Raw genomic sequence first — 25045 nt, 5'->3', positions numbered from 1 at the left:
GATGCCTGGCACGAGTTCATCCTGTTCACCCGCCAGTACCAGCAGTTTTGCGACCGTGGGTTGGGCCGCTTCCTGCACCATACGCCGGCCGAAGCGATGCGCCAGCCGACCGACGCCCAGGACGGCATCAAGCGTGCCTGGCGACTGTCGTGCAAACGTCAGGCGATCAACCCACAGGCGCCGCAATCACTGCCGCTGCTCTTCGCCCTCGACGCCATGCTGGGCATCAGCGGCGGCTTCGGCTATCAACTCGATTGTCTTGCGGCCGCGAAAGTGGGTGCCGGCGCGCCCTTCTGTGCGGGCCATATCGGTTGCGGTGGCGGCTGTAGCGGCGGCGGTAGCGATAGCGATGGTGGAGATTCCTGTGGCGACGGTTGTGGTGGTGGGGGTGGCTGCGGCGGCGATTGACGCTGCCGCCGACGGCAACGATCAGACGCCGTGTTTCCTGAACCACGCCTGCAGGCGCCGCCAGCCGTCCTCCGCCGCTTGCTTGCGGTAGCTGGGCCGGTAGTCGGCATGAAAGGCGTGCGGCACGCCCTCGTAGACATGGATGGTCGACGCCCTGCTGGCCTGACTGGGCGCCAGGGCAAGGGCTTTACGCATCTGCTCGATAGTTTCCAGCGGGATGCCCTGGTCGGCGCCGCCGTACAAGCCCAGCACCGGCCCGAACAGCTTGCCGGCGATGTCGAGCGGTTGATTTGGGGTCAGCTCGTTGGCCTGGCCGACTAGCTTGCCGTACCAGGCGACGCCGGCCTTGACCTGTGGATTGTGCGCTGTATACAGCCAGGTGATTCGCCCGCCCCAGCAAAAACCGGTGATGCCCAATCGCCCAGTGTCGCCGCCATTGGCCTTGGCCCAGACGACGCAAGCGTCGAGATCGGCCATCACCTGCGCGTCGGGCACCTTGCTCACCACCTTGCTGAGCAGTTCGTCCACACTGCTGTACTGCTGCGGGTTGCCTTGTCGCGCGTAGAGCTCGGGGGCGATCGCCTGGTAGCCGAGCTTGGCCAAGCGGCGGCAGACGTCCTTGATATGTTCGTGAACGCCAAAGATCTCCTGCACCACCAGAATCACCGGCCAGCCGCTGCCCTTGGCCGGCTGCGCGCGATAGGCCGGCATTGCGCCATCGGCCTTGCTGATCGTGATCTCCCCGGCGCTGAGGCCGCTGGCGTCGGTAGTGATCACCGTCTGCGCGGCCACCGGGTGCACCGCCAGGGCAAAGCCGGCGCCCAGCGTGGTGACGATGAAACTGCGGCGGCTGAACGGAATGGCTGGAACGAGACTGTCGAAGTCGGCATTGGCGGTCACGGGTTATCCTTGTCAAAGCAGGGGTTTTTTGGATTGTGTATCATGCAGCAAATCAACCACGTCTGACCATGGAGAGAGCGATGAATTCACTTGGCGGCTACAACATCGAAGATCTGCAACCCGGCATGAGCGCGAGCATTGCCAAAACGGTCAGCGAAGCGGATATCGTCCTCTTCGCCGGTATCTCGACCGACATCAACCCGATGCATCTCAACGAAGAATGGGCCAAGACCACGCAGTTTGGCGGTCGCATCGCGCACGGCATGCTGTCGGCTGGTTTCATTTCTGCCGTACTGGCCAACAAGCTGCCCGGGCCGGGGACCGTCTATCTCGGACAGACGCTCAAGTTCAAGGCGCCGGTGAGGATTGGCGATACGGTGACCGCGACGGTGACCGTTCGCGAAGTCAATGTCGCCAGGCGGCGCTGCACGATGGATTCGGTCTGCAGCGTGAACGGCAAGACGGTGATCGAAGGCGAGTCGACGCTTTACTGCACCGCCGGCGAGGGCTGAGCCATGGACAAGGCCATCAGTCGTTTTCCGGTTCCGGCGCTCGACGAGCTGCCGGAGGACGTTCGCCACCGCATCCTTGCGGTACAGGAGAAGGCGGGCTTCGTCCCCAACGTCTTTCTCACCCTGGCCCATCGACCGGACGAGTTCCGCGCTTTCTTCGCCTATCACGATGCGCTGATGGAAAAGGACAGCGGGTTGAGCAAGGCGGAGCGCGAGATGATCGTGGTGACTACCAGCGGGGCCAATCAATGCCAGTACTGTGTCGTCGCCCACGGCGCGATCCTGCGCGTGCGCGCCAAAAATCCGTTGATCGCCGACCAGGTGGCGGTCAATTACCGCAAGGCGGACATCACGGCGCGGCAGAGTGCCATGCTCGACTTCGCGCTGAAGGTATCGCTGCATGCGCAGGAGGTTGGCGATGCCGATTTCTCGGTCTTGCGCGAACACGGCTTTGCGGATCAGGACATCTGGGACATCGGTGCGGTAGCGGCGTTTTTCGCGATGTCGAACCGACTGGCGAACATGACGTCGATGCGGCCGAACGACGAGTTCTTCCTGATGGGGCGCACGGCGATGTCCTGAGTGAACAAGACAAAAACCGTGTTGCTGACGCGAGTGGCAGGGACGAGACCTTCCACCCACTTCGGCCACCACGCCAATCAAGTGCACGTAACACGTTTGATGGCACTGGACGAGCGGCCCCGATTGAAGCAGGCTCGCGCGCGGTAGGAGATGGGGTGGCTCAGTGTCGATCAACGGCCGACCAGCCGAGGGCTATTCGGTCAGCCGCTCGATCCGTTGCATGCTGACTGCCGGTAACCAGGCGGCAGCCTGACCGCGCCCGGGAATGAGTGCCTGCGGTGCAAGCTCGAGTAAGGGCGCGATGACAAAGGCGCGTAGGTGCATGCGTGGGTGCGGCAAGCACAGGCTCTCGCTGTCGACGATCACGCTGTCGTACAGCAGCAGGTCGAGGTCCAGCGTGCGCGGCGCATGGTGATAATCGCGGCGCCGACCAAAGTGACGTTCGATGACGAACAAGGCGTCGAGAAGTTGCTGAGGTTCGAGCCGGGTCTCCAGCGCGGCAACGGCATTGATGAAATCGGCTTGGCCACGGATGCCGACCGGTGCCGTGCGATAAAGCGAGGAACGGTGGAGCAATCGGGAGTCGGGCACGGTGGCCAGCGCCTCGCTGGCGGCGCACACCTGCGCCATGGGATCCGCAAGATTAGCGCCCAGGGCGACGAAAGCCAGGTGTGGGGCGCCCGGCACCTGGCGGGTTGGCGAGGCGTGCGCAGCCGGCGGCGTCGACGCTCCTGCGCTGTTTCGAATCACCGGCAGCCATGGTCCCGGGTTGGCCGGGTAGCGGGCCGCTGGCCGAGAGTCATTCGGCAACGCCGGGGGTCTGCCCAGCATCGCCCGAGGGGCGCCGACGGCGGCGGCGCTTTCTTGCTTCACCGGGTTGTGGTGGCAACAACATGGCAGCTCGAGCCTCGTCGCTGCCATAGAGGAATTCGGTCCACCACACGCTCATCGCCTCGTCTACTTCGCCTGATTCGGCTCGCAGCAGCAGGAAGTCGTAGCCCGCTTTGAAGCGCGGCTGTTGCAGAATGCCGTAGGGCCGCTTGCCGGAGCGCTGCTCGAAGCGCGGCTGCAAAGCCCAGATGTCCTTGATATCGCCAGCAATACGGCGGGTGATGGCGAGTTTTCCGGCCTGCACGTGCAGGACTTCGTCCATGGCCAGGAAAAGCGCCGGCATTGGCGGTTCGCCCTTGCCCTTGAGCAGGTCCCATTTCGCCAGCACCTCGTGCCAGAGCAGGGTGGCGAAAAGGAAACCGGGAGAGATCGGTTTGCCCTCGGCGACGCGACGATCGGTCGCCTCCAACGCGAGCATGACGAAACGTTCGCCGAGTGGCTGTTCGAGAATCACGTCGAGCAGCGGCAGCAGGCCGTTGTGCAGTCCTTCTTCACGCAGTTGCGTAATGCAGCGCACGGCGTGGCCCGAGGTGAGCAGCTTGAGCATCTCGTCAAACAGGCGGGAGGGTGGCACGTTGTCGATCAGCTCGGCCATCTCGCGGATCGGTCGCCTGGCCGCCGGGTCGATTGACAGGCCGAGCTTGGCCGCCAGACGCACGGCACGCAGCATGCGTACAGGGTCTTCACGGTAGCGCGTCTTCGGGTCGCCGATCATGCGCAGGGTTTTCTGTTGCAGGTCCGCGACACCGTGGTGGTAGTCGACGATGGTTTCGGACGCCGGGTCGTAGTAGAGCGCGTTGACCGTGAAATCGCGGCGCGCGGCGTCTTCCGACTGGCTACCGAAGACGTTGTCGCGGAGTAGGCGGCCCTGCTCGTCGGTTTGTCCCTTGCTGCTGCCGTTGTCGCTGTGGTGACCACGGAAAGTGGTCACTTCAATGGTTTCCGAGCCCACGTTGACGTGCACGATCTGGAAGCGGCGGCCAATGATCCGCGAGCGACGGAAGCATTGACGCACCTGCTCGGGAGTGGCGTTGGTGGCGACGTCGAAGTCTTTCGGTGTCAGGCCGGCGAGCAGGTCGCGAACGGCACCACCGACGATGTAAGCCTGGTAGCCGCTCTCCTGCAGTGATTCGACGGTGTGTCGGCAGCCACGGCTGATCTCGTCGCGCTTCAGACCATGCTGACCGACGGCGATGATCGCTGGTTCTGCCCGGTTGGCGGGGTTTTTCCGTCCGAGAACGCGGGATATGAACTTGCGGATCATCAATGGTGTCCGGTTTCTGTAGCTTCTGGGGATGTGACACTGCGGCGCGGCATGATAGCCGATATTGCACCTGTCCACATTGATCGGTCGCCCATCCGCGTCAGCCCAGGAGGCTCAGTATCGGCCAGCCAGTGCTTTCGGCGTGGGCGCGTAAGGTCGGGTCAGGGTCGACGGCGACGGGATTGCTGACCCTGGACAGCAGGGGCAGGTCGTTCTGCGAGTCGCTGTAGAACCAGCTGCGCTCGAAACTGCCCCACCACAGTCCCATGGCTTCGAGCCAGGCCTCGACCCGGATGATCTTGCCTTCGCGGAACGAGGGGGTGCCGCGTGGCTGGCCCGTGAACTGGCCGTTTTCCTGAGCCGGTATGGTGGCGATCAGATGCGCAACGCCCAACTCGCGGGCAACCGGTGCGGTGACGAAGCTGTTGGTGGCGGTGACGATGGCGCACAGCGCGCCGCCATCCAGGTGCTCCCTGACCAGCGTCCGCGCCTTGCCACCGACGATCGGCAGGATGTGTCTGCTCATGAACTCCAGGAGCCAGGCGTCGAGAACACTGCGCGGGTAGCGCGCCAGCGGCTGCAACTGGAAATCGAGAAAAACATCGATGTCGAGTGTGCCGGCCTTGTATTGCTCGTAGAACTCGACGTTCCTCGCTTCGTACAGGTCGCGGTCGAGAATCCCTTTGGCGATCAGGAACTGCGCCCATTCAAAGTCGCTGTCACCAGCGATCAGGGTGTTGTCGAGGTCGAAGAGGGCAAGATCCATGGTCGTGGTTTCGGGCAAGTCAGAGTTTCAGTGAAGTCTGCAGGACCTCGCGCAGCAGCGGCAGGGTGATCGGACGCTTCTGCTCGAGCGAGTATCGGTCGATGACGATCAGCAAGGACGCCAGGCTACGCATGTCGCGCGGGGCACGGGAAAAAAGGTAGCTGAATGCTTCCGGCGGCAGGACCAGGCCACGGGCGCTGGCCTGATCGGCCAGCGCCGCCAGCTTTTCGGCATCGCTCAATGGCTGCAGCCGGTACAGCAGGCCACTACCCAGCCGGGTGCGCAGATCCTCGCGCAGGGCGAGGTGTAGCGGCGGCACGCTGGCCGCCGCGAGCAGACGCCCGGAGTTGTCGCGCAGGCGATTGATCAGGTTGAAGAGGGTGATCTGTCCCCGGTCGCTGAGTGCTTCGACGTTGTCGACGGCGCGGAAATCACCATCCGGCGTGAGGGCCGACAGATCGGGGTCCAGCCGCGCATCGCTGTATAGCGCCGGGCAGGCCTGCAGCAAATGCGACTTCCCGGCACCCGCGTCACCCCAGAGAAAGAACAGCGATTCGCGGTTCGTGGGTTCGAGCCACGCCGCCAATCCGGTCAGCGCTTCACCGTTGCTGCCGGCGACAAAATTGTCGAGGCTGGGCCGGGTTTCCGGCAGCAGGTCAAGGACTAACTGGCGCATCGGCGGTGGTTCAAAGGCCGGCGCTTGCGGCGCGATCAGCACGCGGGAGGGCCATTTCGGATAAGATTCGGGGTCAGGCGATCAGAGTGGTCCATTCTACCACCATGAGGCCTTCGCCAGCCTTGCTCGGGATACGCACCAGATGACTCAGGAATCTCTCTCTTATCGCGACGCCGGTGTCGATATCGATGCCGGCGACGAACTTGTCGAACGAATCAAGCCTTTTGCGCGAAAAACGCTTCGCCAGGGTGTACTTGGCGGCATCGGCGGCTTTGGCGCCTTGTTCGAGGTGCCCAAGAACTATCGCGAGCCGGTACTGGTGTCGGGTACCGACGGCGTCGGCACCAAGCTTCGCCTGGCTTTTCAGTTGCAGCGTCACGACACCATCGGTATCGACCTGGTGGCGATGAGCGTGAACGACATTCTCGTGCAAGGCGCCGAGCCGCTGTTCTTCCTCGATTATCTGGCTTGCGGCAAGCTCGACGTGGCCGTCGCCGCGCGCGTCGTGAAGGGCATCGCCGGCGGTTGCGAGCAGGCCGGCTGTGCGCTGATCGGCGGCGAGACGGCGGAGATGCCCGGGATGTATCCTGAAGGCGAGTACGATCTGGCGGGGTTTGCGGTCGGCGTCGTCGAGAAGTCGGCGATCATCGACGGGTCGACGATCACGCCCGGAGACGTCCTGCTCGGACTGCCGTCATCGGGAGCGCATTCCAACGGCTACTCTCTGCTACGCAAGATCGTCGCCCGTTCGGGTGCTGATCTTAACGCACACTTCGATGGTGAGCAGACGCTGGCCGACGCGGTCATGGCGCCGACGCGCATCTACGTCAAGCCGCTGCTGGCGCTGATGAAGGCGCTGCCGGTCAAGGGCATGGCCCACATCACCGGCGGTGGCCTGACCGGCAACGTCCCGCGCATCCTGCCGGCTGGGGTCAAGGCCGAGATCGCCCAGGCGGCGTGGCAACGCCCCAAGCTGTTCGACTGGCTGCAGGAGGAGGGTGGTGTTGCCGACAGCGAGATGCACCGTGTCTTCAACTGCGGTATCGGCATGGTCGTCGTCGTTGCCCGCGAGAGCGTACAGCAGGCGTTGCAGATCCTGGGTGACGCCGGCGAGCCGGCAGTGGTCATCGGCAGTATCTCGCAGTGCAGCGAAGGCGAAGCGCCAACCATCGTTGTCTGAGATCTTCGCCCGGCAGCTGTTTTAGCCCGGGCTCAAGGCAACGGTCGTAGCAGGCTCGGAGCGGTTTTCCGCAGGTCGTGTTTGCGGTGTTGCGTGCAATGGGTCACCGGCCGGTCAGACCTTGATGTTGATCTTGCCATCCCCGGTGAACTGTCGACGCCCCCTTTTTGAGCGCGTATCGAGCAGGGTTGGCCGTTTTTCCGAACGGCGTTCCTTCTGCCGGCGCTCGACCGCTACCGTTGGCTTTTCCGGCTGGGCGATGGCGGTTGTGGCTGGGGGGGGCTGTGAGCTGCGCTCCCCGGGCGGTGGTGACTGGTCCTGCGGTGGCGCAGAAACAGCGCTGCGCAGACCGGTCACGCCGTTGACCGGCTCTACCTTACGGACGTCGTCGGATTCTCTGCTGACGTTGGCGACGGGGGATATTGGCGGTACCAGTTCAGCCGGAATCCTCATGGGCCTACTCCCGTTCAAGTGGCCGCTACAAACAGCTTGCGCCGCCACGAGCGAGCGGCGGGTAATCGAGTTTACGACAAACTGCTGGCAGAATGTTAGCACTGCGCGGTCAGGAGCTGAAACGGGTGCAGATTGGCGTGCTGGCTACGCCTCTTGTCCCGCTGCCAGCTCCGGCTCGGTCTGCTGGGCGCCTGGTGATGGGCTTGTTCGACAATGCGGCCTACTGACCGGGGTCATATGGCGCCCAGCGATGTCCGCGCATGTGCTGACGATCAGGGCGCCAGGTTCGGGGTTTCCGGTTCGGGCCGGCTTCGGTACACTTCGCCGCCTGCCGGTTGCTTGCGTTTGGCAGCTTTGATCGCTGTTTTTTTAACTCGCTGTGGCGGGGGATGTGGAGCGTCATGTCGAGCAGGAAAAATCGATTTCTGGTACTGGCCGTGGCCATCATAGGGCTTGTTGCGCTTGGCTACTTCGCCTATACGGGTTTTCGTGAGCCAGGCGGCCCGACGATGGCAGCTGGTTCCGCCGGTGGTGCGGCCAAGTCGGCCGGCGCCGCGCGTCCCGGACCACCGGGGGGTTTTCCGGTGCCGGTCGAGACTTCCCGGGTGGTGGCTTCCGAACTCGCTGTCGATGCGACGGCAGTCGGCTCGTTGCGCTCGAACGAGTCGGTCGTCCTGCGCCCCGAGATTGCCGGTCGTATTGCTTCGATAAACTTCAAGGATGGCATCGCGGTCAACAAGGGCTCGCTGTTGGTGGAACTGGACGCTGCGACGCAGGCCGCCGAGGTCGCTCAGGCGAAAGCCAATCTGGCGCTGGCGCAGGCCAATTACCAGCGTACTCAGGATCTCTTTGCGAAGAAATTCATCAGCGGGCAGGCCCTTGATAACACCGGGGCGGCGCTGAAGGTTCAGGACGCTGCGCTGGCCCTGGCCCAGGCGAGGTTCGACAAGACCCGTCTGCGGGCGCCGTTTTCCGGTGTGATCGGCATCCGCAACTTGAGTGTGGGCGACTACGTCAAGGAGGGGCAGGAACTGGTCAATATCGAGGATATCGCAATCCTGAAGGTCGATTTTCGCTTGCCGGAATCCTACCTCAGCCAGCTCAGCCCCGGCCAGCGCCTGGAAGTCACGAGCGACGCACTGCCCGGCCAGAACTTTTCGGCGGTTCTCGACGCGATCAATCCGCTGGTCGAGGCCAGTGGTCGCGCCATTTCCTTGCGCGCTCATCTGCCAAACGATGAGCGGCATCTGCGTCCCGGCATGTTCGTCCGCGTGCGCCTGATATTCGAGCGTCGCAATGACGTGCTGCTGATTCCCGAACAGGCCGTGGTCCCGGACAGCAAGGCACCCTACGTCTATCGCGTGGTCGACGGCAAGGCGCAACGCGTGCAAATAAAGACCGGTTTGCGCCGCGATGGCCGGGTCGAGGTGGTCGAAGGCCTGAGTGACGGCGACGAGATTGTCACAGCCGGTCAGCTCAAGCTGCGCGATGGGGCGCTGGTGCGTCCGGTCGGCGAGGCCATGCCCGGAGGAGAGCCGGCAGTGCCCGATAGCAAGTCTGCCGGTCGCTCCGGTGCCGGCAAATGAGAATCTCCGATCTGTGTATCCGTCGGCCGGTCTTTGCGACGGTGATGTCGCTGGCGATCATGCTGATCGGGCTGGTCTCGTACACGCGCCTGCCGGTGCGGGAATACCCGAAGATCGATGAGCCGGTGGTGACCGTCGATACGACCTATCGCGGAGCGTCTGCCGAGATCGTCGAGTCGCAGATCAGCAAGCCGCTCGAAGATTCGCTGGCCGGTATCGAGGGAGTCGATGTGATTACCTCGATCTCGCGGCAGGAGAACAGCCAGATCTCGGTGCGCTTCAAGCTTGAGCGCAACCCGGACTCGGCAGCTGCGGACGTCCGCGACCGGGTGTCTCGGGTCCGCAACAAGCTACCGACCGCCGTCGACGAACCGGTGATTGCCAAGGTCGAAGCGGACGCCAACCCGATCATCTGGCTGGCTTTCTCGTCCGACCAGCACTCGGCACTGGAAGTTACCGACGTCGCCAACCGAATCGTCAAGCCGCGCCTGCAGACGCTGCCGGGCGCCGCCGATGTGCGGATTTTCGGCGAGCGCCGCTTCGCCATGCGTATCTGGCTCGATCGCGACCGTCTGGCGGCCTTCAACCTGACGCCGCAGGACGTCGAGGATGCCTTGCGCCGGCAGAACGTCGAGGTGCCAGCGGGCCGTATCGAAAGCGCAAGTCGTGAGTTCTCGGTGGTCGCCAGGACCGATCTCTCGGAGCCGGCGCAGTTTGCAGAGATCATCGTCAAGCAGACCACTGATGGCAAGGGCAGTTACCCGGTGCGTATCGCCGACCTCGGCCGGGTCGAACTCGGCGCGGCATCCGAACGCAGCAGCGTCCGCTTCAAGGGTCTGCCGGCGGTCGCCCTGGGGGTCATCAAGCAGGCGACGGCCAATCCGCTCGAGCTGTCGCGCGCGCTGCGCGCCGAACTGCCGAAGGTGATCAGCGAATTACCGGAGGGCATGACGGTGAACATCGCCTATGACTCGTCGGTGTTCATTGATCGCTCGATCGACGCGGTATTCGAGACCATCGGAGAGGCGATGCTCCTGGTTCTGCTGATCATTTTTCTGTTCCTGCGCAACTTGCGGGCGACGCTGATCCCGCTGGTGACCATTCCGGTGTCCCTGATCGGCGCCTTCGCGCTGATGCTGATGCTCGGTTTCACCATCAACACCTTGACCCTGCTGGCGCTGGTGCTGGCCATTGGTCTGGTCGTCGACGACTCCATCGTCGTCCTCGAGAACATCTACCGACATATCGAGCAAGGCATGCCAAGGCGTCAGGCGGCACTGCAGGGCGCGCAGGAGATCGGTTTCGCGGTCGTTGCGATGACCATCACGCTGGCCGCGGTGTACGCCCCGGTGGCTTTCATGACCGGTCGCACCGGCAAGTTGTTTGTCGAGTTTGCGCTGACGCTGGCCGGCGCCGTGCTGGTCTCGGGCTTCGTCGCGCTGACCCTGTCGCCGATGATGTGCTCGCTGCTGCTGAAACATGACACGCGGCATGGCACGGCCTATGTCTGGGTGGAGAACCTGCTGAACGGGCTGACCCGCGGCTATCGCCGGGTGCTGACCGTCGCCCTGGCACGGCGCTGGTTGGTGATGCTGGTGTTCGTGGTGGTCGCGGGGGCAAACGTTTTTCTGCTCAAGGCGTTGAAGTCTGAACTGGCGCCGATCGAAGATCGCGGCATCATTCTTGGCGTTTTTCTGGCGCCGGAAGGGGCGACGCTTGACTATACGGACAAATACGCTCGCCAGCTCGAGACCATCTACGCCAATACCCCGGACGTCGAGCGCTATTTCGTCGTTGCCGGCAACCCGACCGTCAGTCAGGGAATCTCCTTCGTCGGTCTGACCGACTGGAACGAACGCCAGCGGAGCTCCGGCGCGGTGGTCAAGGAGTTGTTTCCGAAGTTCATGGGTATTCCCGGCGTGTTGGCGTTCCCGGTGCAGCCGCCGTCACTGGGCCAGAGCCCGCGCGAACGGCCGATCAACTTCGTCATCCTGACCTCTGCGTCGTACGCCGAGCTGGCGCAGATGACGGGCAAGATCCTCGATGAGGTTGCGAAGAATCCGGGGTTTACCAACGTCGACACCGACCTCAAACTGAATAAACCGGAGCTGTCGGTGCTGGTCAATCGCGACAAATCTTCCGATACCGGTGTCCAGATCGAGACCGTCGGCCGGACCCTGGAAACGATGCTCGGCGGCCGCCAGGTAACCCGTTTCAAGCGTGAAGGCGAGCAGTACGACGTGATCGTTCAGGTGGCCGATGTGGATCGCGCAACACCTTCCGACATTCGCGACATCTTCGTCCGTGCCAGGGATGGCAGCATGATCCCGCTGGCCAATCTACTGACCGTCGAGGAAACGGTCAGTCCGCGCGAACTCAACCATTTCGGCCAGCGCCGGGCAGTGACCATCACCGCCAACCTGACGCCAGGTTACGCCATGGGTGACGCGCTGAGCTTCCTGGAAGAGGCTGCCGGGCGGGTTCTGCCGGCTGGCTACGCGGTCGACTATGCTGGCCAGTCGCGCGAGTTCAAGCTCTCGTCGTCGTCGTTGGCACTTACCTTCGTGCTGGCGCTGGCCTTCATCTATCTGGTTCTCGCTGCCCAGTTCGAGAGCTTCCGAGATCCCTTCATCATCATGCTGACGGTACCGCTGTCGATGACCGGGGCCTTGCTGGCGTTGTTGCTCAGTGGGGGCACGCTCAACGTTTACAGCCAGATCGGCCTGGTGACGCTGGTCGGTCTGATCACCAAACACGGTATCTTGATCGTCGAGTTCGCCAACCAGTTGCAGGAGCAGGGGCGGGAGCTGCGGCAGGCGGTGATAGAGGCTTCGGAATTGCGACTACGGCCGATTCTGATGACTACCGGCGCGATGGTGCTGGGCACGGTGCCGCTGGCTCTGGCCGGCGGTGCGGGAGCGGAGAGTCGCCAGCAGATCGGCTGGGTGATCGTCGGTGGTCTGCTCCTCGGCACTTTCTTCACCCTGTTTGTCGTACCGACGGTCTATACCCTGCTGGCGAGGCGGAAGTCAGTCGGGGGTGAACCGGTTCCGGCCACCGTCCTGCCAGGCTGAAGTGGCTTGCACCCGGGCATCACGCTCGGGTGACCCCCGGCGGCGGAGTGGCCGCCGGTTTCCTTTCCGAGCACAGGCGAGTATGCTCCCGAGCTATGCTGGTCGCCGATCGCGCGACCGCAGGGCTTGGTCTGGAGACGGTGCGCATGAACCTCGAAAAAGTCGTTTTCGGTTTCTTTATCGTTCTCGCCGCGACGCTGAACTTCGGCTTCTTCATCGGTGACATCGATAACCCGATACACCATCACATCTATGAGCTGTTCGCTGCCATCGTCGTCAACCTGATTGCCACGGTCCTGAAATTCGGCGACCGGACGCAGATCGGTGCGGTGCACTTGTCCACCAGCCTGGTGGCGGACCTGCAACTGGTTGCGGCAGCCTGCGTGTGGGCCATCGCGGTACATGTGACCGGGGAGGGCATGTCCCCTGATGTCACCACCAGCGTTGTTTCACTGAGTGGTGGCGCTTTGCTGGCCAACGTCGTTTCGCTGGTGCTGTTGATTGCGGAAACCGTGATGTTACGACGCTGATGGCGACGCCGGGATGAACAGCAGCATCTTCTTCCTTGCCCTGCGGCGGATGCGGGCGCCGTTGATCGTGCTGATTGTCATCTATGCGGTGTCTACGCTCGGCTTGACGCTGATTCCTGGCGTTGACGCGCAAGCTCAGCCGGCGCCGCCGATGAGCTTCTTTCACGCCTTCTATTTCGTCAGCTATACGGCCAGTACGATCGGCTTTGGCGAGATCCCTGGCGCATTTTCCGACGCCCAGCGCATGTGGGTCACGGTGTGCATCTTTCTATCGGTGATCGGCTGGTCCTACTCGATCATCAGCCTGCTGGCGCTGGTCCAGGACAAGGGTTTCCAGCAGGTGTTGCTTAGCGGCCGTTTTGCACGCCGGGTCAAGCATCTCGGCGAGCCGTTCTACATCATCTGTGGTTGCGGTGAAACCGGGTTGCTGATCGCGCGCGCACTTGATCGAAGCGGCATCCGGATAGTTGCCATCGAGCGCGACCATGCGCGTATTCAGGAACTCGAACTGGAAGATTTCGCCGCCGACATTCTGGTGGTGTGTGCCGATGCGGCACAGCCACAGAACCTGCTCCTGGCTGGTTTGAAGCACCGCAGCTGTCGCGGCGTCCTGGCGATTACCGACGATGATTCGTGCAATCTTGCGGTGGCGATTGCCAGCCGGCTGGTCAACCCGGGCCTGATGATAGTGGCCCGTGTCGCAAGTCCGGCGGTCGAGCGCAACATGATGTCTTTCGGTACCCACTACGTCGTCAATCACTTCGAGAAATTTGCCGACTACCTGGCCCAGGCGATTCAGTCGCCGAACTGGTTCCGCCTGGTCGATTTGCTCACCGGCCTGCCAGGTCATGAAGTTCCCGAACGACACGATCCGCCGGTCGGCGACTGGGTGGTCTGTGGCTATGGCCTCTTCGGGCAGGCGGTAGTGCGTAATCTGGACCGCCAAGGGGTCAGCTTGACGGTGATCGCTCCAGAGCAGCATCTGCCAGTGAACGTTCGTCACATCGTCGGTCACGGCATGGAAGCCGAGCCTCTGCGACAGGCGGGGATAGAAACTGCAGTGGGTGTCGTTGCCGGTGGCGACAACGACACCAACAACCTCTCGATCGCGATGACTGCCAAGGAACTCAATCCGAATCTCTTCGTCGTCGTTCGTCAGAACCGGGTGGCAAACGAGGTCCTGTTTGACGCTTACGATGCCGATTTCACGATGGTCCCGTCACGGATTGTGGCGCGCGAGTGCATGGCGCTGATTACTTCGCCCTTGTTGCCCCGCTTTCTCCGCCACGTTCGGTCGTGGCCGGATGCGCGGGCAGCAAGGGTAGCCAAACAGATCGAGGAGCTTTGCATCCACCGCGTGCCGCTGGTCTGGAGCGTGCGTCTGGATGCGGCAGACGCCCCGGCGGTGCACCAGTTGCTGCTGCTGGAGCCGCTGACGATGGAACTGGCAGCCTTGCGGCGAGATCCCACTGATCGCGAGCGCTTGCTGCCGCTGTTGCCGCTGCTGCTGGTGCGCGACGGACGCGATCAGGAGCTGCCAACTGACGAGACCCTGCTGAAGGTGGGTGACGAACTGTTGTTTGCCGGCACGAGATCGGCCAAAGTGGCGCAAAACCTTTCGCTCGATAACCGGAACGTGCTCGACTACGTTCTTACTGGGCATGACGCGCAAGGTTTCTTGTGGCGATTACTGAGCCCCGCGAGGCGGGCCAGCGGTCGTGCCGCGCAGTAGGCGAAGATGCGGCGTCGAGCGCCTTCGACCGGTGCCAAGTTGCGGGCTCCGGCCGAGTTGGCATCCCGGGGTGCCGGACAGTCCGACGCGATGGCTTGCCGCGCGTAGTGAAAAAATGGTTTTTGCGGGAGAACAACGATGAGTCAGGCAGCCGACGACTTTCGTGCCGCCGTGCAGGGACGCTTCGGGACGATCCTCGCCGATCCGCCGTGGCAGTTCATGAATCGGACCGGGAAAGTGGCACCCGAACACAAACGCTTGTCGCGCTACACCACGTTGTCCCTCGATGATATCAAGGCGATCCCGGTGGCGAGTGTAGCCAACGACCAAGCGCATCTCTACTTGTGGGTACCGAATGCCCTGCTTGCCGAAGGACTCGATGTACTGCATGCATGGGGATTCAGCTACAAGAGCAACCTCGTCTGGCACAAGATTCGCAAGGACGGCGGCTCTGATGGACGTGGCGTCGGTTTTTATTTTCGCAACGTCACCGAACTGGTCCTGTTCGGTGTCCGCGGCCGCTTGCGGACCCTGGCTCCCGGCCGGCGGCAGGTCAACTACCTGCAATCACGGAAACGAGAGCACTCGCGGAAGCCCGACGAACTCTACCCAATCATCGAACAGTGCAGCCCCGGGCCGTATCTCGAACTTTTCGCGCGTCGCAAACAGCCGAACTGGAGGCAGTGGGGCAACGAGGTGCCGGAGGAGGCACCGGTTCATGCCCCGTCGAGGAGGCGGCAGGACACGCGTCAACTGCAGCTGCTACCGGACAGCTCTGACGACTAACAGCCAGCTGGCGTACAAATCCGAGTCCGGGGGCTTGCTGCCTACGCACAGTTTTCCGACGCTCCGGCAAGGCCAGCCCAGCCGGAGCGATGTGCGAAGTTCTACCTTGGACTCAGACCGAGAACGACGAACCGCAACCGCAGGTCGTCGATGCGTTCGGGTTCTTGATCACGAACTGCGAACCCTCGAGTCCTTCCGTGTAGTCGATTTCGGCGCCAACAAGGTATTGATAGCTCATCGGGTCTACCAGCAAGGTCACCCCGTTTTTCTGCAGGGCCGTATCGTCGTCGTTAGCCACCTCATCGAAGGTGAATCCGTACTGGAACCCAGAGCATCCGCCTCCTGTCACGAACACTCGCAGCTTCAAATCCGGATTGCCTTCATCCTCGATCAACTCCTTCACCTTGCCGGCCGCATTGTCGGTGAATACAAAGGGCATGGGCATTTCGGTTGCTGCATTCATTACTTTATCCTCCTGAATCTGATATCTGAGATGGCTGACAATAGGGGGTCAGCTACTTGAAGCCAGTTTGAGTTCGTGCGCTCTGCCGCCTGCCTGATGCACCAGACGTCCTTCGACAACCGCTCCCAACTGAATTTCGATCTGATGGTACTCAACATCCCCTGTGACACGTGCATTGGGGAGGAGTTCCAGGGAGCCGGTCGCCACGATCGGCCCGAGGACGGTGCCGTTGATCACCGCGTGCGACACCGAGATCTTTCCCTCAACAATCGCCTGCTCGCTGATCACGAGGGTCCCGGGTTGTGCTTCATCGCTGGTGATGCTCCCGTGTACTTCTCCGTCGACTCGCAGGCCTCCGCTGAAACTCAGGTCTCCGTCGAGACGGGTGCCCGCACCGATCAGGCTGTCGATACGACTCTGCACGGCGTTGCTCTTCGTCCGACCGAACATCAAAGTCCCTCTCTAGAGTGCCAGTGACTGCCGCGCTCGAAGCTGGCCGTCCCTAAAAACGCGTGCTTCGACACTTTTCAGGGTGGCGCCAAGGGGTAGCGAGAAGGAGCCTTCAAGCCGCTGATAGTACTTGATCTCGAGCCGAAAATTTCCCGCGTGCGGCTCGTCCTTCGATGGCAGGCTGATCATAACATCTTTGTTTCCCTGCCGTACCTTGAGCAAAAGCTCGAGCGTTCCCTTGAACTCCTTGGTCTGCTTCACGGCACTGTTGTTCACGATCAGGATCCGGTAACGATATCGCCCCGAAGCTGCTTCGGGCTCCACCCGCAAGCGCTCTATGGCGACGCCGCTCTCGCGACCCCCCGGCTGCGCGCTGGACATCAGGCCCTCGAAGAAGGCCAGCTCCTGTTTGAGAGCTGCATTCTGTTCTTCGAGAGCATTGATCTGCAACGTCAGCTGTTGTTGGGTGGCCTGCGCGATCTGCAGACTGCTCTCGCCGGCGCCCTGGCTGTCCCGCAAGCGGGTCAACTCGGTGTCCAGCTCCACGACACGGTCCTTGAGAAACTGATTCTCCCGCGCCGACTCAGTACTTTGAAAGGTGGCGGTCCGCTGGCCGGCTTCGAAGATCCATGCGGCGAGTACCAGGATGATCGCCAGCATGGCAATGACCGCCATGGCGCGCATGTACCAGGGATAATGCGTGCGTACCGCCAGCTTCGGCGCATTGATACCGAAGCGCTGGCGCAGGCGTTTCAGCCTTAGGGAAGCACCGCCAGTTGCCATAGGCCGTCAGTCTCCGGCAGACCGAACATGATGTTCATGTTCTGCACCGCTTGGCCAGCCGCACCCTTGACGAGGTTGTCGATAACCGACAGCACAACTAGAACGTCGCCGCCCTGCGGGCGGTGAATCGCCATGCGGCAGACGTTTGCTGCCCTTGTGGAGCGTGTATCGGGATGCGATCCGGGCGGCAGGACATCAACGAAGGGCTCGTCGCTGTAGCGCTCTTCGAACAGTTGCTGAAAGTCCGCCTCGCTCTTGATTCTGGCGTAGAGCGTGGCATGAATTCCTCGAATCATCGGCGTCAAATGCGGTACGAAGGTCAGACCGACCGGATGGGTGGCCATTCTCGACAGGCCTTGCCTGATCTCCGGGAGGTGTCGATGTCCAGAAACGCCATAAGCCTTGAAATTGTCCGCGGCTTCCGCGAACAGGGTGGCGATCTCGGCCTTGCGTCCGGCCCCGGAAACGCCTGACTTCGCGTCGGCGACGAGATGGTCCAGGTGAACCAATCCGGCTTCCACCAGGGGCATGAAACCCAGTTGCACTGCCGTCGGGTAACAGCCGGGGTTGGCCACCAGGCGAGCCTCACGGATGGCCGCGCGATCGTGTTCCGGGAGTCCGTAGACGGCCTTGCCCACCCACTCCGGGCTACTGTGCTGCATGCCGTACCACTGCTCCCAGTCGGCAACGTTCTTGAGGCGAAAATCCGCTGCCAGGTCGATCACGCGAACGCCGGCGTCTAGTAGTGCTGGCGCTTGTCCCATTGCCACGCCATTCGGGGTGGCGAAGAACACCACATCACAACTCGTCAGATTCGCGCGGGCCGGATCTTCGAACTTCAGGTCAAGCCTTCGCCGCAAGCTCGGAAACATGCTTGAGACCGCCGTACCGGCCTCGCCGCGGGAGGTGATAGCAAGGATTTGTACCTGCGGGTGCTGTGCCAACAAGCGCAACAATTCGACGCCGGTGTAGCCTGTGCCGCCGACGATTCCAACTTTGATCATGAGAGACTCCCGGACAGCGTCCAATCATAGTACCGACATGGCGAAAACACAAAAGCCGCCCGGAGGCGGCTTTGGCTGCGTGACGAGATCGACGCAGATTATCGCTTCGAGAACTGTTTGCGACGGCGTGCTTTGTGAAAACCGACTTTCTTGCGCTCAACCTCACGAGCATCGCGAGTCACGAAGCCAGCCTTGGAAAGTGCGGGCTTTAGCGAGTCGTCGTAGGCGATCAGGGCTCGGGTGATCCCGTGCCTGACGGCCCCGGCCTGACCGGACTCGCCGCCGCCACCGACGTTGACCATGATGTCGAAGTCAGCGATCTGTTCGATCAACTGAAGTGGCTGGCGAACGATCATACGTCCTGTCTCACGCGAGAAGAACTCATCGACCGGCTTGCCATTGACGACAAAACTGCCGCTACCGCGTTTCATGAAAACACGCGCCACGGCGCTCTTCCGCCGACCCGTGCCATAGAAATAATTATCAGCCATAGTGACCCTTTAGAGTTCCAGAACCTTCGGCTGCTGGGCAGCGTGCGGATGGGTGGTGCCCGCGTAGCACTTCATCTTTTTGAGCATTGCATAGCCGAGGGGTCCCTTGGGGAGCATGCCCTTGACGGCTTTCTCAAGGACGCGGCCCGGAAAACGCTGCTGCATCTTGGTGAAGTTCGTCTCGTAGATACCGCCGGGGTAGCCCGAGTGGCGATAGTACTTCTTGTCTTCAGCCTTGTTGCCGGTGACGCGCAGCTTCTCGACGTTGGTGACGACGATGTAATCGCCGGTGTCGACGTGGGGGGTGAACTCAGGCTTGTGCTTGCCACGCAGGCGGCGAGCAATCTCGGTTGCAAGGCGGCCCAGCACCTTGTCGGTGGCATCAACCAAAAGCCACTCGTGTGTCACTTCATGTGACTTGGCGGAGAAAGTCTTCATCAAAAACGCCGTCCTTATTTGCCTGATCACGGAAAGCCCAGCATGGTATTGCAAGTGTGCAACTTGTGTCAATCGGAGTTTCGACCGGCGCACGATGAAGGGATTCTCCAGCCATGATCCCGGTCAGGCAAGTCGAGGTTCTTCGCCGCTCATGCGTTACGCCCTCGACCGCTGCAAAACAGCGCCGTGCCAATTGGCGAAGGTAGAGCAGCGCCACGGCGGCCCACTCCTGTCGCCCGGTGTGATTTGTGGCGGTCAAGAGTGGCATGGAAACGGGCGGTCAGTCTCGAACCTGTGTGAATCTCGGGTCCGCTCTTGCGAGCATCAGTCGTGCGCCAGCCCGGCGGCGTTCAGCTAAGGCGCAAAAAAAAGCGCGACTCGCTAGAGCCGCGCTAAATCCACACCAAAGGAGGAGGGTGGAGGAGACAATCAAAAAATCGAAAAAGCCAAGTAGCAAAGTGCTTACGTTGAAATCATTATGCCTCTTCCTACTGTAAAGGTCAAGTATTTGTTGTGCGTTGCGCCATATTTTTTTGTGACACTGTGGTGAACTCGTTGTTGGCATACACCAAGCCTGTAATATCATGCGACTGGGTAAGGTATAGGATATCAGTTTCATAATACGTAATTTTAAAAACCCTCTGGGCAGCGCTGATAAATGACTGAAATGCTGCAACGCAGCATTGACTGTGAAGGCGTTCCCGGGTTTGCGCCGCCGCAGGTCGCCAGGGTGAAAGTGCTTGCATTACTGACGCAGTGCGCCGAGCTCGCGGTCGTGGATGGCCTGCGCTCGTCAAGCGTGACGTACTATTGGTTTTGTACGCAGGTCGTGACCACCGGGGTCTGACGCTTGGTCATGCCCGTCAAGGAAAAGGGGGAAATGCATGGAGTGCAAAGTAAAGTGGACCGGGGAGGGTATGTCCTTTATCGCGGAAACGGGGACCAATCACGCGGTGGTGATGGATGGAGCGCTGGAAGCGGGTGGGCGCAACCTGGCGCCTCGTCCAATGGAGCTGTTGCTCGCCGGGACGGGTGGGTGTGCTGCGTTCGACGTAGTGTTAATTCTGAAAAAAGGGCGTCACGCCATCAAGGGATGCGAAGTCAGCATGCAGGCCGAGCGGGCGGACGTCGAGCCCAGGGTATTTACGCGCATCCACTTTCACTTTCGCGTTACCGGCAAGCAGCTGAAACCCGAGGCAGTGGCACGAGCCATTGAGCTATCGCATGACAAATACTGCTCGGCGACGACCATGCTCAGGAAGACCGCAGAGATTACGCACGATTTCGAAATCGTTGAAGGGTAGTCGTAGAAGGTGCCCCTGGATTGCCTGGCTGCTTGCGGAAACCCACGCTGATACCCATGGTCGCGGGATCACCCGCTCCGGAGAGCCGCTTCATGGTGTTTGATCGCGCGTTGTGGGCGGGCGTCTGCTGGTTTTGCTCGGGCGCGGACAGGCGTTCTCGCCGTCCCTCGTCAGCCGTTCGCCGGAGCGAACGATCGGGACCGTCCGACCGCGGTGTCTGGATTAGAGGTAGTAGGTGGTACGAGTCATGGCACGCCCAGCCAGCCGCATGGCCACGCGTGCTGCGGCCGGCAGCTCGCGCGCGCCAAGGCGCTCGGCCGTTGCGGCGTGCGAGATCTCGTCGACTCGCATTTGCTCGACGATTGCGCGCGACTTGAGGTCCTGCCATGGCAATTCGCCAAGGTGACGGTCGAGGTGCGCCTCGACCTGCTTCTCGGTCTCGGCGAGGAAGCCGAGACTCCAGTCGTCGCCGAGCTTGCCGGCGCCGATCCCGATGGCCAAGGCGCCAAGGTACCAGAGAGGGTTCAGCAGGCTCTTGCGTCCGTGCAACTCGACCAGGCGGCGCTCTGTCCAGGCCAGGTGTTCGGTTTCTTCGTAAGCGGCTTGCTGCAGCGTTTGCCGAACTGCCGGATCCCGACAGCTGAGCGCTTGTCCCTGGTAAAGGGCTTGTGCGCAGACCTCGCCAACGTGATTGACCCGCATCAGGGCGCCTGCATGCGCTCTTTCTTCCTCGGACAGCACCGCTTCCGGCTGCTCGCCGCCAGGTACGTCGCGAGTTGTGGGAGCGGGAGCGAAAAGTGTACGGAGAGCCTTGTCAAACTCGATGACAAATCGGTCAGTATTCATTTGCGCCTGCGCTGTTCCGGCTCAAGTCCAAGCATCCGCGACGCTAGGGTCGCAAATGCGATCGGTTCCCGCTCGAGCGGAGAGACCGGCGGGCATCGTCGGCATCGCGCAGATTGATGCCGACGGCGCAGAAATAATCGGAAAAAAGCGCTGCGTGGTGCCGGTTGAGAGTACTTTCCTGGATTTGGGTCCACTGATCACGGCGCGCCCGGGACCATGTCTTGTCCGCGGAGTGACCAAAGGCGTAGACCCGACGCTCGGCGGTGGGGCAACGTATAGCTTCGTAGCTGACATTTTGGGCTCCCGCAGAGCTGATGATCACCAAGGTGTAGCGCACGATGCCGTCGGTGCTGACCGTCAGTGATTCGCCGTCAATCATGAATTTGTTGTCGGTCATCGCGCTGACCACAAACGGAATCAGATTTTCGGCCTGAGGGAACGGCGGAAGTTGAACCTCGGTTTCCTGTCCGCGCTTTGTGGCGAGATCGTCTTCACTGGCCGAAAGCGCTATCGACGGAAAGAGCAACAGGAGGGAAAGAGGCCACCGTACAAGGCGCCAGATGGATAGCGGACGGAGATTGGAGCACTCAGGCAGGGGGCGATTCATGTCTTGTCTTCAATCCCGGCAACCGAGTGGCTTCGTTCCGGTGTCGCAGGACGGCGCGGACGTCGATGATCGGCGTTGAGAAAGCGGGCCAGTTCGTTCAGCGCCTGCTCATATACCCTGCGCTTGAACTCGATCACGGCGTCGAGCGACACCCAGTAGTGGTTCCAGCGCCAGGCATCGAACTCGGGATGATCGCAGGCACGCAAGGAAACATCGCTGTCGCGCCCAAGGAGACGCAGCAAAAACCAGATTTGTTTTTGCCCCCGGTAACTGCCACGCCATTCGCGTCTCACCCAATGCGTTGGCACGTCGTAACGCAACCAGTCCTTGGTGCGACCAAGAATGAGTACGTGTTCGGGTAGCAAGCCGACCTCTTCATGCAACTCACGGTACATCGCCTGTTCGGGCGTTTCGCCCCGCATGATGCCGCCTTGCGGAAACTGCCATGAGTGCTCTCGGATACGCTTGCCCCAGAACACTTCGTTCTTGGCGTTACAAAGAATGATGCCGACGTTCGGGCGATAGCCTTCACGGTCAAGCATTTCCAGAACCCGAATTTCGATTGATTGAGCCCATTTTTCCACAATTCCAAGCCCTTGCAAAGCGGCGTGTGAGCGTTGTCTTTCCGGTAGATTCCCCTGGGCCCTGAGGTGGCCAGAAAAACCGCCGTCGCTAGGCAACTGCTCGGGGTGGTCTTGCCTGGCACAATTAGATCAATAAGCTACAGTTGGCCTTCGGAATTCCGGCAAGGGGTGCTTGAGCAGTGCGTCGTGGCGTTGTGCTCGAAAGTTCGAGCGCTTCGCGAGCGAGAAGCGTAGTCAGGGTCCGACTGTTGAGCTATTGGTCCGCGGCTTGAAGGAGCGAGGACAACGACCGACAGCCTAGTTTGATCGCCGGCATCACTTCTGCGCAATTGGCGTCGCGGCCTGGCCGTCTGTCTAGTAAAATCGGCCTTTCCATCTTTTTCAAGCTGATTGCCATGCGTAGTTCCGCTTTTTTTCTGTCCACGCTCAAAGAGGCACCATCCGACGCTGAAGTCATCAGTCACCAGCTGATGCTGCGCGCCGGGATGATCAAGCGGCTGGCTGGCGGGATCTACACATGGATGCCGATCGGGCTGCGCGTGCTGCGCAAGGTGGAGAAGATCGTTCGCGAAGAGATGGATCGAGCAGGGGCGATCGAGGTGTCGATGCCGGCGGTACAGCCGGCCGAGCTGTGGCAGGAATCCGGACGTTGGGAGAAATATGGTCCCGAATTGCTGCGCTGCAAGGATCGCCATCAGCGCGATTTTGTCATTGGTCCGACCCATGAAGAGGTTATTACCGACGTTGTGCGCAAGGAAGTGAAGAGCTATCGTCAGCTGCCGCTGCACTTCTATCAGGTGCAGGTGAAGTTCCGCGACGAGATCCGACCGCGTTTCGGGATCATGCGCGGTCGCGAGTTCCTGATGAAGGACGGCTACTCTTTCCACAGCAGCTTCGAAGATCTGCAGCGCGAATACCGCAACATGTTCGCGACCTACAGCCGTATCTTTACGCGGCTTGGACTGAAATTCCGTGCCGTCGCGGCGGATACCGGTTCGATCGGTGGCACCGGGTCGCACGAATTCCATGTCCTTGCGGACTCTGGCGAGGATGCGTTGGCCTATTGTCCGGAGTCGGATTTCGCGGCGAATGTCGAACTGGCAGAGGCCGTTGCCCCGTCCGAAGCGCGGGCGCCAGCAGTGGGCGCTTTGCAGAAGGTCGCGACGCCGGGCCGCGCCACTTGCGAGGATGTCGCTGCGCTGCTCGCGATTCCGCTGCTCCGCACGGTCAAGGCGATCGCCATCGTCTTGAACGCCTCGGCAGAGAGCGCCGGGCAGTTCGCGCTGATCCTGCTGCGCGGCGATCACAATCTCAACGAACTGAAGACCGAAAAGCTCCTTGGCGAGTTCCGCTTTGCGCGGGAAGACGAAATCGTCGCCGCGCTGGGGTGCCAGCCTGGGTATATCGGTCCGGTCGGTGTTGCGGACGTACTCATCTTTGCCGATCGCAGTGTCGCGGTAATGGCCGATTTCGTTTGCGGCGCCAATGAGGCGGGTTTTCACCTGACCGGCGTCAATTTCGTGCGTGACGTCGCCGAGCCGAAGATCGTCGCCGATTTCAGGAATGTCGTTGCCGGCGACCCGTCGCCCGATGGCAAGGGCCGGCTCGAACTGTGTCGTGGCATCGAAGTCGGCCACATTTTCCAGTTGCGCACCAAGTACGCCGAGGCGCTCAAATGCAGCTTTCTCGACGAGAGTGGTCAGAGCCGGATCATGGAAATGGGTTGTTACGGTATCGGAGTCACCCGTATCGTCGGAGCGGCCATCGAGCAGGGGCATGACCAGCGGGGCATTACCTTCCCGGCGGCGATCGCTCCCTTCGAGGTGGCCATCGTCCCCATGGGCTACGCCAAGAGCGAAGCGGTGAAAGTGGCGGCTGATGCGCTTTACGCCGAGCTGACGGCTGCCGGTATCGACGTGCTGCTCGACGACCGGAACGAGCGCCCGGGCGTGATGTTCGCTGAAATGGAGCTGATCGGCATCCCGCACCGCGTCGTCGTTGGGGAGCGCGGTCTCGCGGCAGGAACGCTCGAGTACAAGGGCCGTGACGACACCGAGTCGCAGATGCTGCCGGCCGGCGAGATCGGCCAATTCCTGCAAGCCCGACTATGCGCCGCGCGCTAGGGACTGTTCTTTTTCTCCTGCTGGCGCCGCTTGCCGCCCACGGCGGCGCGCAGAAGTACGAACCCCTTTCGGCCAGTGTTCGTGGGGCGCTGTCGCAATCGGTTTCCGATCGGGCTCCGGAGCATAGTTCTTTTGAGGATTCGATGGTCGCCATCGACTGGCTGTCCGAGATGTCGGGGCGTCTCACCAAGCGCATACCTGACCGCGAGGCGCGCCTCGATTTCCTGCGCTCGGTGCATTACGAAGCGACGCGTGCCGGTCTCGACCCGCAGTTGGTGCTCGGCCTTATCCAGGTTGAAAGCGGCTTCAAGAAATACGCCGTGTCGAGCGCCAGCGCGCGCGGTTTCATGCAGGTAATGCCCTTCTGGGTGAAGCTCATCGGGCGCGGCGACGACAACCTGTTCCATCTGCGCACCAATCTGCGTTACGGTTGCACCATTCTTCGTCACTACCTGGATATCGAACGCGGCGACCTTTATCGTGCGCTCGGCCGCTACAACGGCAGCCTTGGCCAGGCTGCCTACCCGAATCTCGTGCTTGGCGCCTGGCACCAGCGGTGGAAATACAGCACGAGCACGCTCGCCCAGCATTGACTCGCGCTTGAAGAAAAAT

At 61.6% G+C, this 25045-nt stretch carries 28 protein-coding genes; 13 read left to right on the top strand and 15 right to left on the bottom strand.

Annotated features, from left to right (window positions below; genetic code table 11):
* Window positions 1–408: glycine-rich domain-containing protein (locus RUW20_RS06785; protein WP_409559322.1), on the top strand; the 408-nt coding region annotated here is incomplete at its 5' end.
* A gap of 21 nt (window positions 409–429) precedes the next feature.
* Here the strand turns inward: RUW20_RS06785 and RUW20_RS06780 are convergent.
* Window positions 430–1308: a dienelactone hydrolase family protein gene (locus tag RUW20_RS06780; protein ID WP_313951438.1), complete on the bottom strand. Its 879-nt coding sequence runs from the start codon at window positions 1306–1308 to the stop codon at window positions 430–432.
* Between the two features lie 80 nt (window positions 1309–1388).
* Between RUW20_RS06780 and RUW20_RS06775 the strand changes: the two genes are divergently transcribed.
* Window positions 1389–1820: a MaoC family dehydratase gene (locus RUW20_RS06775; protein ID WP_313951437.1), complete on the top strand. Its 432-nt coding sequence runs from the start codon at window positions 1389–1391 to the stop codon at window positions 1818–1820.
* 3 nt (window positions 1821–1823) lie between these two features.
* Window positions 1824–2402, top strand: a complete 579-nt coding sequence (locus RUW20_RS06770) for a peroxidase-related enzyme (protein WP_313951436.1) — start codon at window positions 1824–1826, stop codon at window positions 2400–2402.
* Window positions 2403–2594: 192 nt separating this feature from the next.
* On the opposite strand, the gene folK is transcribed toward RUW20_RS06770, so the two are convergent.
* From folK to hda, 4 genes are all read right to left on the bottom strand, one after another.
* Window positions 2595–3089: a 2-amino-4-hydroxy-6-hydroxymethyldihydropteridine diphosphokinase gene (gene folK, locus RUW20_RS06765; protein ID WP_313951488.1), complete on the bottom strand. Its 495-nt coding sequence runs from the start codon at window positions 3087–3089 to the stop codon at window positions 2595–2597.
* A gap of 112 nt (window positions 3090–3201) precedes the next feature.
* Window positions 3202–4557, bottom strand: coding sequence for a polynucleotide adenylyltransferase PcnB (pcnB, locus tag RUW20_RS06760; protein WP_313951435.1), 1356 nt, complete (start codon window positions 4555–4557; stop codon window positions 3202–3204).
* A gap of 100 nt (window positions 4558–4657) precedes the next feature.
* A complete protein-coding gene (locus tag RUW20_RS06755) occupies window positions 4658–5323 on the bottom strand; it encodes an HAD family hydrolase (protein WP_313951434.1) in 666 nt (221 codons plus the stop codon).
* Window positions 5324–5342: 19 nt separating this feature from the next.
* Complete coding sequence (hda, locus tag RUW20_RS06750) at window positions 5343–5999, bottom strand: DnaA regulatory inactivator Hda (protein WP_313951433.1); 657 nt, start codon at window positions 5997–5999, stop codon at window positions 5343–5345.
* Window positions 6000–6141: 142 nt separating this feature from the next.
* On the opposite strand from hda, the gene purM reads away from it, so the two are divergent.
* Window positions 6142–7179 carry a phosphoribosylformylglycinamidine cyclo-ligase gene (gene purM / locus RUW20_RS06745; protein WP_313951432.1) on the top strand — a complete coding sequence of 346 codons (1038 nt, stop codon included), beginning with the start codon at window positions 6142–6144 and terminating at the stop codon, window positions 7177–7179.
* A 114-nt stretch (window positions 7180–7293) separates the two neighbouring features.
* On the opposite strand, the gene RUW20_RS06740 is transcribed toward purM, so the two are convergent.
* Window positions 7294–7632 (bottom strand): hypothetical protein, encoded by a 339-nt coding sequence (locus tag RUW20_RS06740; RefSeq protein ID WP_313951431.1) that lies wholly within the window; start codon window positions 7630–7632, stop codon window positions 7294–7296.
* A gap of 401 nt (window positions 7633–8033) precedes the next feature.
* Between RUW20_RS06740 and RUW20_RS06735 the strand changes: the two genes are divergently transcribed.
* The 5 genes from RUW20_RS06735 (at window position 8034) to RUW20_RS06715 (ending at window position 15340) form a co-directional block, all read left to right on the top strand.
* Entirely contained in the window at window positions 8034–9218 is a 1185-nt protein-coding gene (locus RUW20_RS06735) for an efflux RND transporter periplasmic adaptor subunit (RefSeq protein ID WP_313951430.1), read from the top strand.
* The gene (locus RUW20_RS06730) at window positions 9215–12292 is read left to right on the top strand and encodes an efflux RND transporter permease subunit (RefSeq protein WP_313951429.1); all 3078 of its coding nucleotides are present in this window, start codon (window positions 9215–9217) and stop codon (window positions 12290–12292) included. Before RUW20_RS06735 ends, RUW20_RS06730 begins: the two co-directional genes overlap by 4 nt.
* Window positions 12293–12438: 146 nt before the next feature.
* Window positions 12439–12822: a DUF6394 family protein gene (locus tag RUW20_RS06725; RefSeq protein WP_313951428.1), complete on the top strand. Its 384-nt coding sequence runs from the start codon at window positions 12439–12441 to the stop codon at window positions 12820–12822.
* A 13-nt stretch (window positions 12823–12835) separates the two neighbouring features.
* Window positions 12836–14554 carry an NAD-binding protein gene (locus RUW20_RS06720; protein WP_313951427.1) on the top strand — a complete coding sequence of 573 codons (1719 nt, stop codon included), beginning with the start codon at window positions 12836–12838 and terminating at the stop codon, window positions 14552–14554.
* Window positions 14555–14692: 138 nt separating this feature from the next.
* Window positions 14693–15340, top strand: a complete 648-nt coding sequence (locus RUW20_RS06715) for an MT-A70 family methyltransferase (protein WP_313951426.1) — start codon at window positions 14693–14695, stop codon at window positions 15338–15340.
* Window positions 15341–15452: 112 nt separating this feature from the next.
* Here RUW20_RS06715 and erpA read toward each other — a convergent pair whose 3' ends face one another.
* The 6 genes from erpA to rplM form a co-directional block, all read right to left on the bottom strand.
* Window positions 15453–15803: an iron-sulfur cluster insertion protein ErpA gene (gene erpA, locus RUW20_RS06710; protein WP_046532376.1), complete on the bottom strand. Its 351-nt coding sequence runs from the start codon at window positions 15801–15803 to the stop codon at window positions 15453–15455.
* 48 nt (window positions 15804–15851) lie between these two features.
* Entirely contained in the window at window positions 15852–16253 is a 402-nt protein-coding gene (locus RUW20_RS06705; protein WP_313951425.1) for a polymer-forming cytoskeletal protein, read from the bottom strand.
* 12 nt (window positions 16254–16265) lie between these two features.
* Window positions 16266–17036, bottom strand: coding sequence for a DUF6776 family protein (locus RUW20_RS06700; protein ID WP_313951424.1), 771 nt, complete (start codon window positions 17034–17036; stop codon window positions 16266–16268).
* A complete protein-coding gene (argC, locus tag RUW20_RS06695; protein ID WP_313951423.1) occupies window positions 17012–18040 on the bottom strand; it encodes an N-acetyl-gamma-glutamyl-phosphate reductase in 1029 nt (342 codons plus the stop codon). Before argC ends, RUW20_RS06700 begins: the two co-directional genes overlap by 25 nt.
* A gap of 98 nt (window positions 18041–18138) precedes the next feature.
* The gene (gene rpsI, locus RUW20_RS06690; protein ID WP_313951422.1) at window positions 18139–18531 is read right to left on the bottom strand and encodes a 30S ribosomal protein S9; all 393 of its coding nucleotides are present in this window, start codon (window positions 18529–18531) and stop codon (window positions 18139–18141) included.
* A 9-nt stretch (window positions 18532–18540) separates the two neighbouring features.
* Window positions 18541–18969, bottom strand: coding sequence for a 50S ribosomal protein L13 (gene rplM, locus RUW20_RS06685; protein ID WP_313951421.1), 429 nt, complete (start codon window positions 18967–18969; stop codon window positions 18541–18543).
* A 658-nt stretch (window positions 18970–19627) separates the two neighbouring features.
* Between rplM and RUW20_RS06680 the strand changes: the two genes are divergently transcribed.
* Window positions 19628–19816: a hypothetical protein gene (locus tag RUW20_RS06680; RefSeq protein ID WP_313951420.1), complete on the top strand. Its 189-nt coding sequence runs from the start codon at window positions 19628–19630 to the stop codon at window positions 19814–19816.
* Window positions 19817–19853: 37 nt separating this feature from the next.
* Window positions 19854–20273, top strand: a complete 420-nt coding sequence (locus RUW20_RS06675; RefSeq protein WP_313951419.1) for an OsmC family protein — start codon at window positions 19854–19856, stop codon at window positions 20271–20273.
* A 222-nt stretch (window positions 20274–20495) separates the two neighbouring features.
* Here the strand turns inward: RUW20_RS06675 and coq7 are convergent, their stop codons facing one another.
* Genes coq7 through RUW20_RS06660 form a run of 3 tightly spaced genes read right to left on the bottom strand, consistent with a single transcriptional unit; the run spans window position 20496 to window position 22268 of the window.
* Window positions 20496–21119 carry a 2-polyprenyl-3-methyl-6-methoxy-1,4-benzoquinone monooxygenase gene (gene coq7, locus RUW20_RS06670; protein ID WP_313951418.1) on the bottom strand — a complete coding sequence of 208 codons (624 nt, stop codon included), beginning with the start codon at window positions 21117–21119 and terminating at the stop codon, window positions 20496–20498.
* A 43-nt stretch (window positions 21120–21162) separates the two neighbouring features.
* A complete protein-coding gene (locus tag RUW20_RS06665) occupies window positions 21163–21726 on the bottom strand; it encodes a CNP1-like family protein (protein WP_313951417.1) in 564 nt (187 codons plus the stop codon).
* Window positions 21723–22268, bottom strand: a complete 546-nt coding sequence (locus RUW20_RS06660; RefSeq protein ID WP_313951487.1) for an RNA pyrophosphohydrolase — start codon at window positions 22266–22268, stop codon at window positions 21723–21725. The genes RUW20_RS06665 and RUW20_RS06660 overlap by 4 nt, the downstream gene beginning before the upstream one ends.
* 437 nt (window positions 22269–22705) lie before the next feature.
* On the opposite strand from RUW20_RS06660, the gene RUW20_RS06655 reads away from it, so the two are divergent.
* Window positions 22706–24433: a proline--tRNA ligase gene (locus tag RUW20_RS06655; RefSeq protein ID WP_313951416.1), complete on the top strand. Its 1728-nt coding sequence runs from the start codon at window positions 22706–22708 to the stop codon at window positions 24431–24433.
* Window positions 24418–25026, top strand: a complete 609-nt coding sequence (locus RUW20_RS06650; protein WP_313951415.1) for a lytic transglycosylase domain-containing protein — start codon at window positions 24418–24420, stop codon at window positions 25024–25026. Before RUW20_RS06655 ends, RUW20_RS06650 begins: the two co-directional genes overlap by 16 nt.
* The last annotated feature ends 19 nt before the right edge of the window (window positions 25027–25045 follow it).

This window comes from Accumulibacter sp. (assembly GCF_032229525.1).
In the GTDB taxonomy this organism is placed as follows: Bacteria; Pseudomonadota; Gammaproteobacteria; order Burkholderiales; family Rhodocyclaceae; genus Accumulibacter.
Note: the sequence above shows the minus strand (reverse complement) of the source record. Positions and strands in the feature narration are given on the sequence as shown.

What these genes read in the sequence shown, in the direction of transcription:
- RUW20_RS06775 (WP_313951437.1), top strand. Translation starts at nt 1,389, where the DNA reads ATGAATTCACTTGGCGGCTACAACATCGAAGATCTGCAACCCGGCATG.
- RUW20_RS06770 (WP_313951436.1), top strand. Translation starts at nt 1,824, where the DNA reads ATGGACAAGGCCATCAGTCGTTTTCCGGTTCCGGCGCTCGACGAGCTG.
- pcnB (WP_313951435.1), bottom strand. Translation starts at nt 4,557, where the DNA reads ATGATCCGCAAGTTCATATCCCGCGTTCTCGGACGGAAAAACCCCGCC.
- RUW20_RS06755 (WP_313951434.1), bottom strand. Translation starts at nt 5,323, where the DNA reads ATGGATCTTGCCCTCTTCGACCTCGACAACACCCTGATCGCTGGTGAC.
- hda (WP_313951433.1), bottom strand. Translation starts at nt 5,999, where the DNA reads ATGCGCCAGTTAGTCCTTGACCTGCTGCCGGAAACCCGGCCCAGCCTC.
- purM (WP_313951432.1), top strand. Translation starts at nt 6,142, where the DNA reads ATGACTCAGGAATCTCTCTCTTATCGCGACGCCGGTGTCGATATCGAT.
- RUW20_RS06740 (WP_313951431.1), bottom strand. Translation starts at nt 7,632, where the DNA reads ATGAGGATTCCGGCTGAACTGGTACCGCCAATATCCCCCGTCGCCAAC.
- RUW20_RS06735 (WP_313951430.1), top strand. Translation starts at nt 8,034, where the DNA reads ATGTCGAGCAGGAAAAATCGATTTCTGGTACTGGCCGTGGCCATCATA.
- RUW20_RS06730 (WP_313951429.1), top strand. Translation starts at nt 9,215, where the DNA reads ATGAGAATCTCCGATCTGTGTATCCGTCGGCCGGTCTTTGCGACGGTG.
- RUW20_RS06725 (WP_313951428.1), top strand. Translation starts at nt 12,439, where the DNA reads ATGAACCTCGAAAAAGTCGTTTTCGGTTTCTTTATCGTTCTCGCCGCG.
- RUW20_RS06720 (WP_313951427.1), top strand. Translation starts at nt 12,836, where the DNA reads ATGAACAGCAGCATCTTCTTCCTTGCCCTGCGGCGGATGCGGGCGCCG.
- RUW20_RS06715 (WP_313951426.1), top strand. Translation starts at nt 14,693, where the DNA reads ATGAGTCAGGCAGCCGACGACTTTCGTGCCGCCGTGCAGGGACGCTTC.
- erpA (WP_046532376.1), bottom strand. Translation starts at nt 15,803, where the DNA reads ATGAATGCAGCAACCGAAATGCCCATGCCCTTTGTATTCACCGACAAT.
- RUW20_RS06705 (WP_313951425.1), bottom strand. Translation starts at nt 16,253, where the DNA reads ATGTTCGGTCGGACGAAGAGCAACGCCGTGCAGAGTCGTATCGACAGC.
- RUW20_RS06700 (WP_313951424.1), bottom strand. Translation starts at nt 17,036, where the DNA reads ATGGCAACTGGCGGTGCTTCCCTAAGGCTGAAACGCCTGCGCCAGCGC.
- argC (WP_313951423.1), bottom strand. Translation starts at nt 18,040, where the DNA reads ATGATCAAAGTTGGAATCGTCGGCGGCACAGGCTACACCGGCGTCGAA.
- rpsI (WP_313951422.1), bottom strand. Translation starts at nt 18,531, where the DNA reads ATGGCTGATAATTATTTCTATGGCACGGGTCGGCGGAAGAGCGCCGTG.
- rplM (WP_313951421.1), bottom strand. Translation starts at nt 18,969, where the DNA reads ATGAAGACTTTCTCCGCCAAGTCACATGAAGTGACACACGAGTGGCTT.
- RUW20_RS06680 (WP_313951420.1), top strand. Translation starts at nt 19,628, where the DNA reads ATGACTGAAATGCTGCAACGCAGCATTGACTGTGAAGGCGTTCCCGGG.
- RUW20_RS06675 (WP_313951419.1), top strand. Translation starts at nt 19,854, where the DNA reads ATGGAGTGCAAAGTAAAGTGGACCGGGGAGGGTATGTCCTTTATCGCG.
- coq7 (WP_313951418.1), bottom strand. Translation starts at nt 21,119, where the DNA reads ATGAATACTGACCGATTTGTCATCGAGTTTGACAAGGCTCTCCGTACA.
- RUW20_RS06665 (WP_313951417.1), bottom strand. Translation starts at nt 21,726, where the DNA reads ATGAATCGCCCCCTGCCTGAGTGCTCCAATCTCCGTCCGCTATCCATC.
- RUW20_RS06660 (WP_313951487.1), bottom strand. Translation starts at nt 22,268, where the DNA reads ATGCTTGACCGTGAAGGCTATCGCCCGAACGTCGGCATCATTCTTTGT.
- RUW20_RS06655 (WP_313951416.1), top strand. Translation starts at nt 22,706, where the DNA reads ATGCGTAGTTCCGCTTTTTTTCTGTCCACGCTCAAAGAGGCACCATCC.
- RUW20_RS06650 (WP_313951415.1), top strand. Translation starts at nt 24,418, where the DNA reads ATGCGCCGCGCGCTAGGGACTGTTCTTTTTCTCCTGCTGGCGCCGCTT.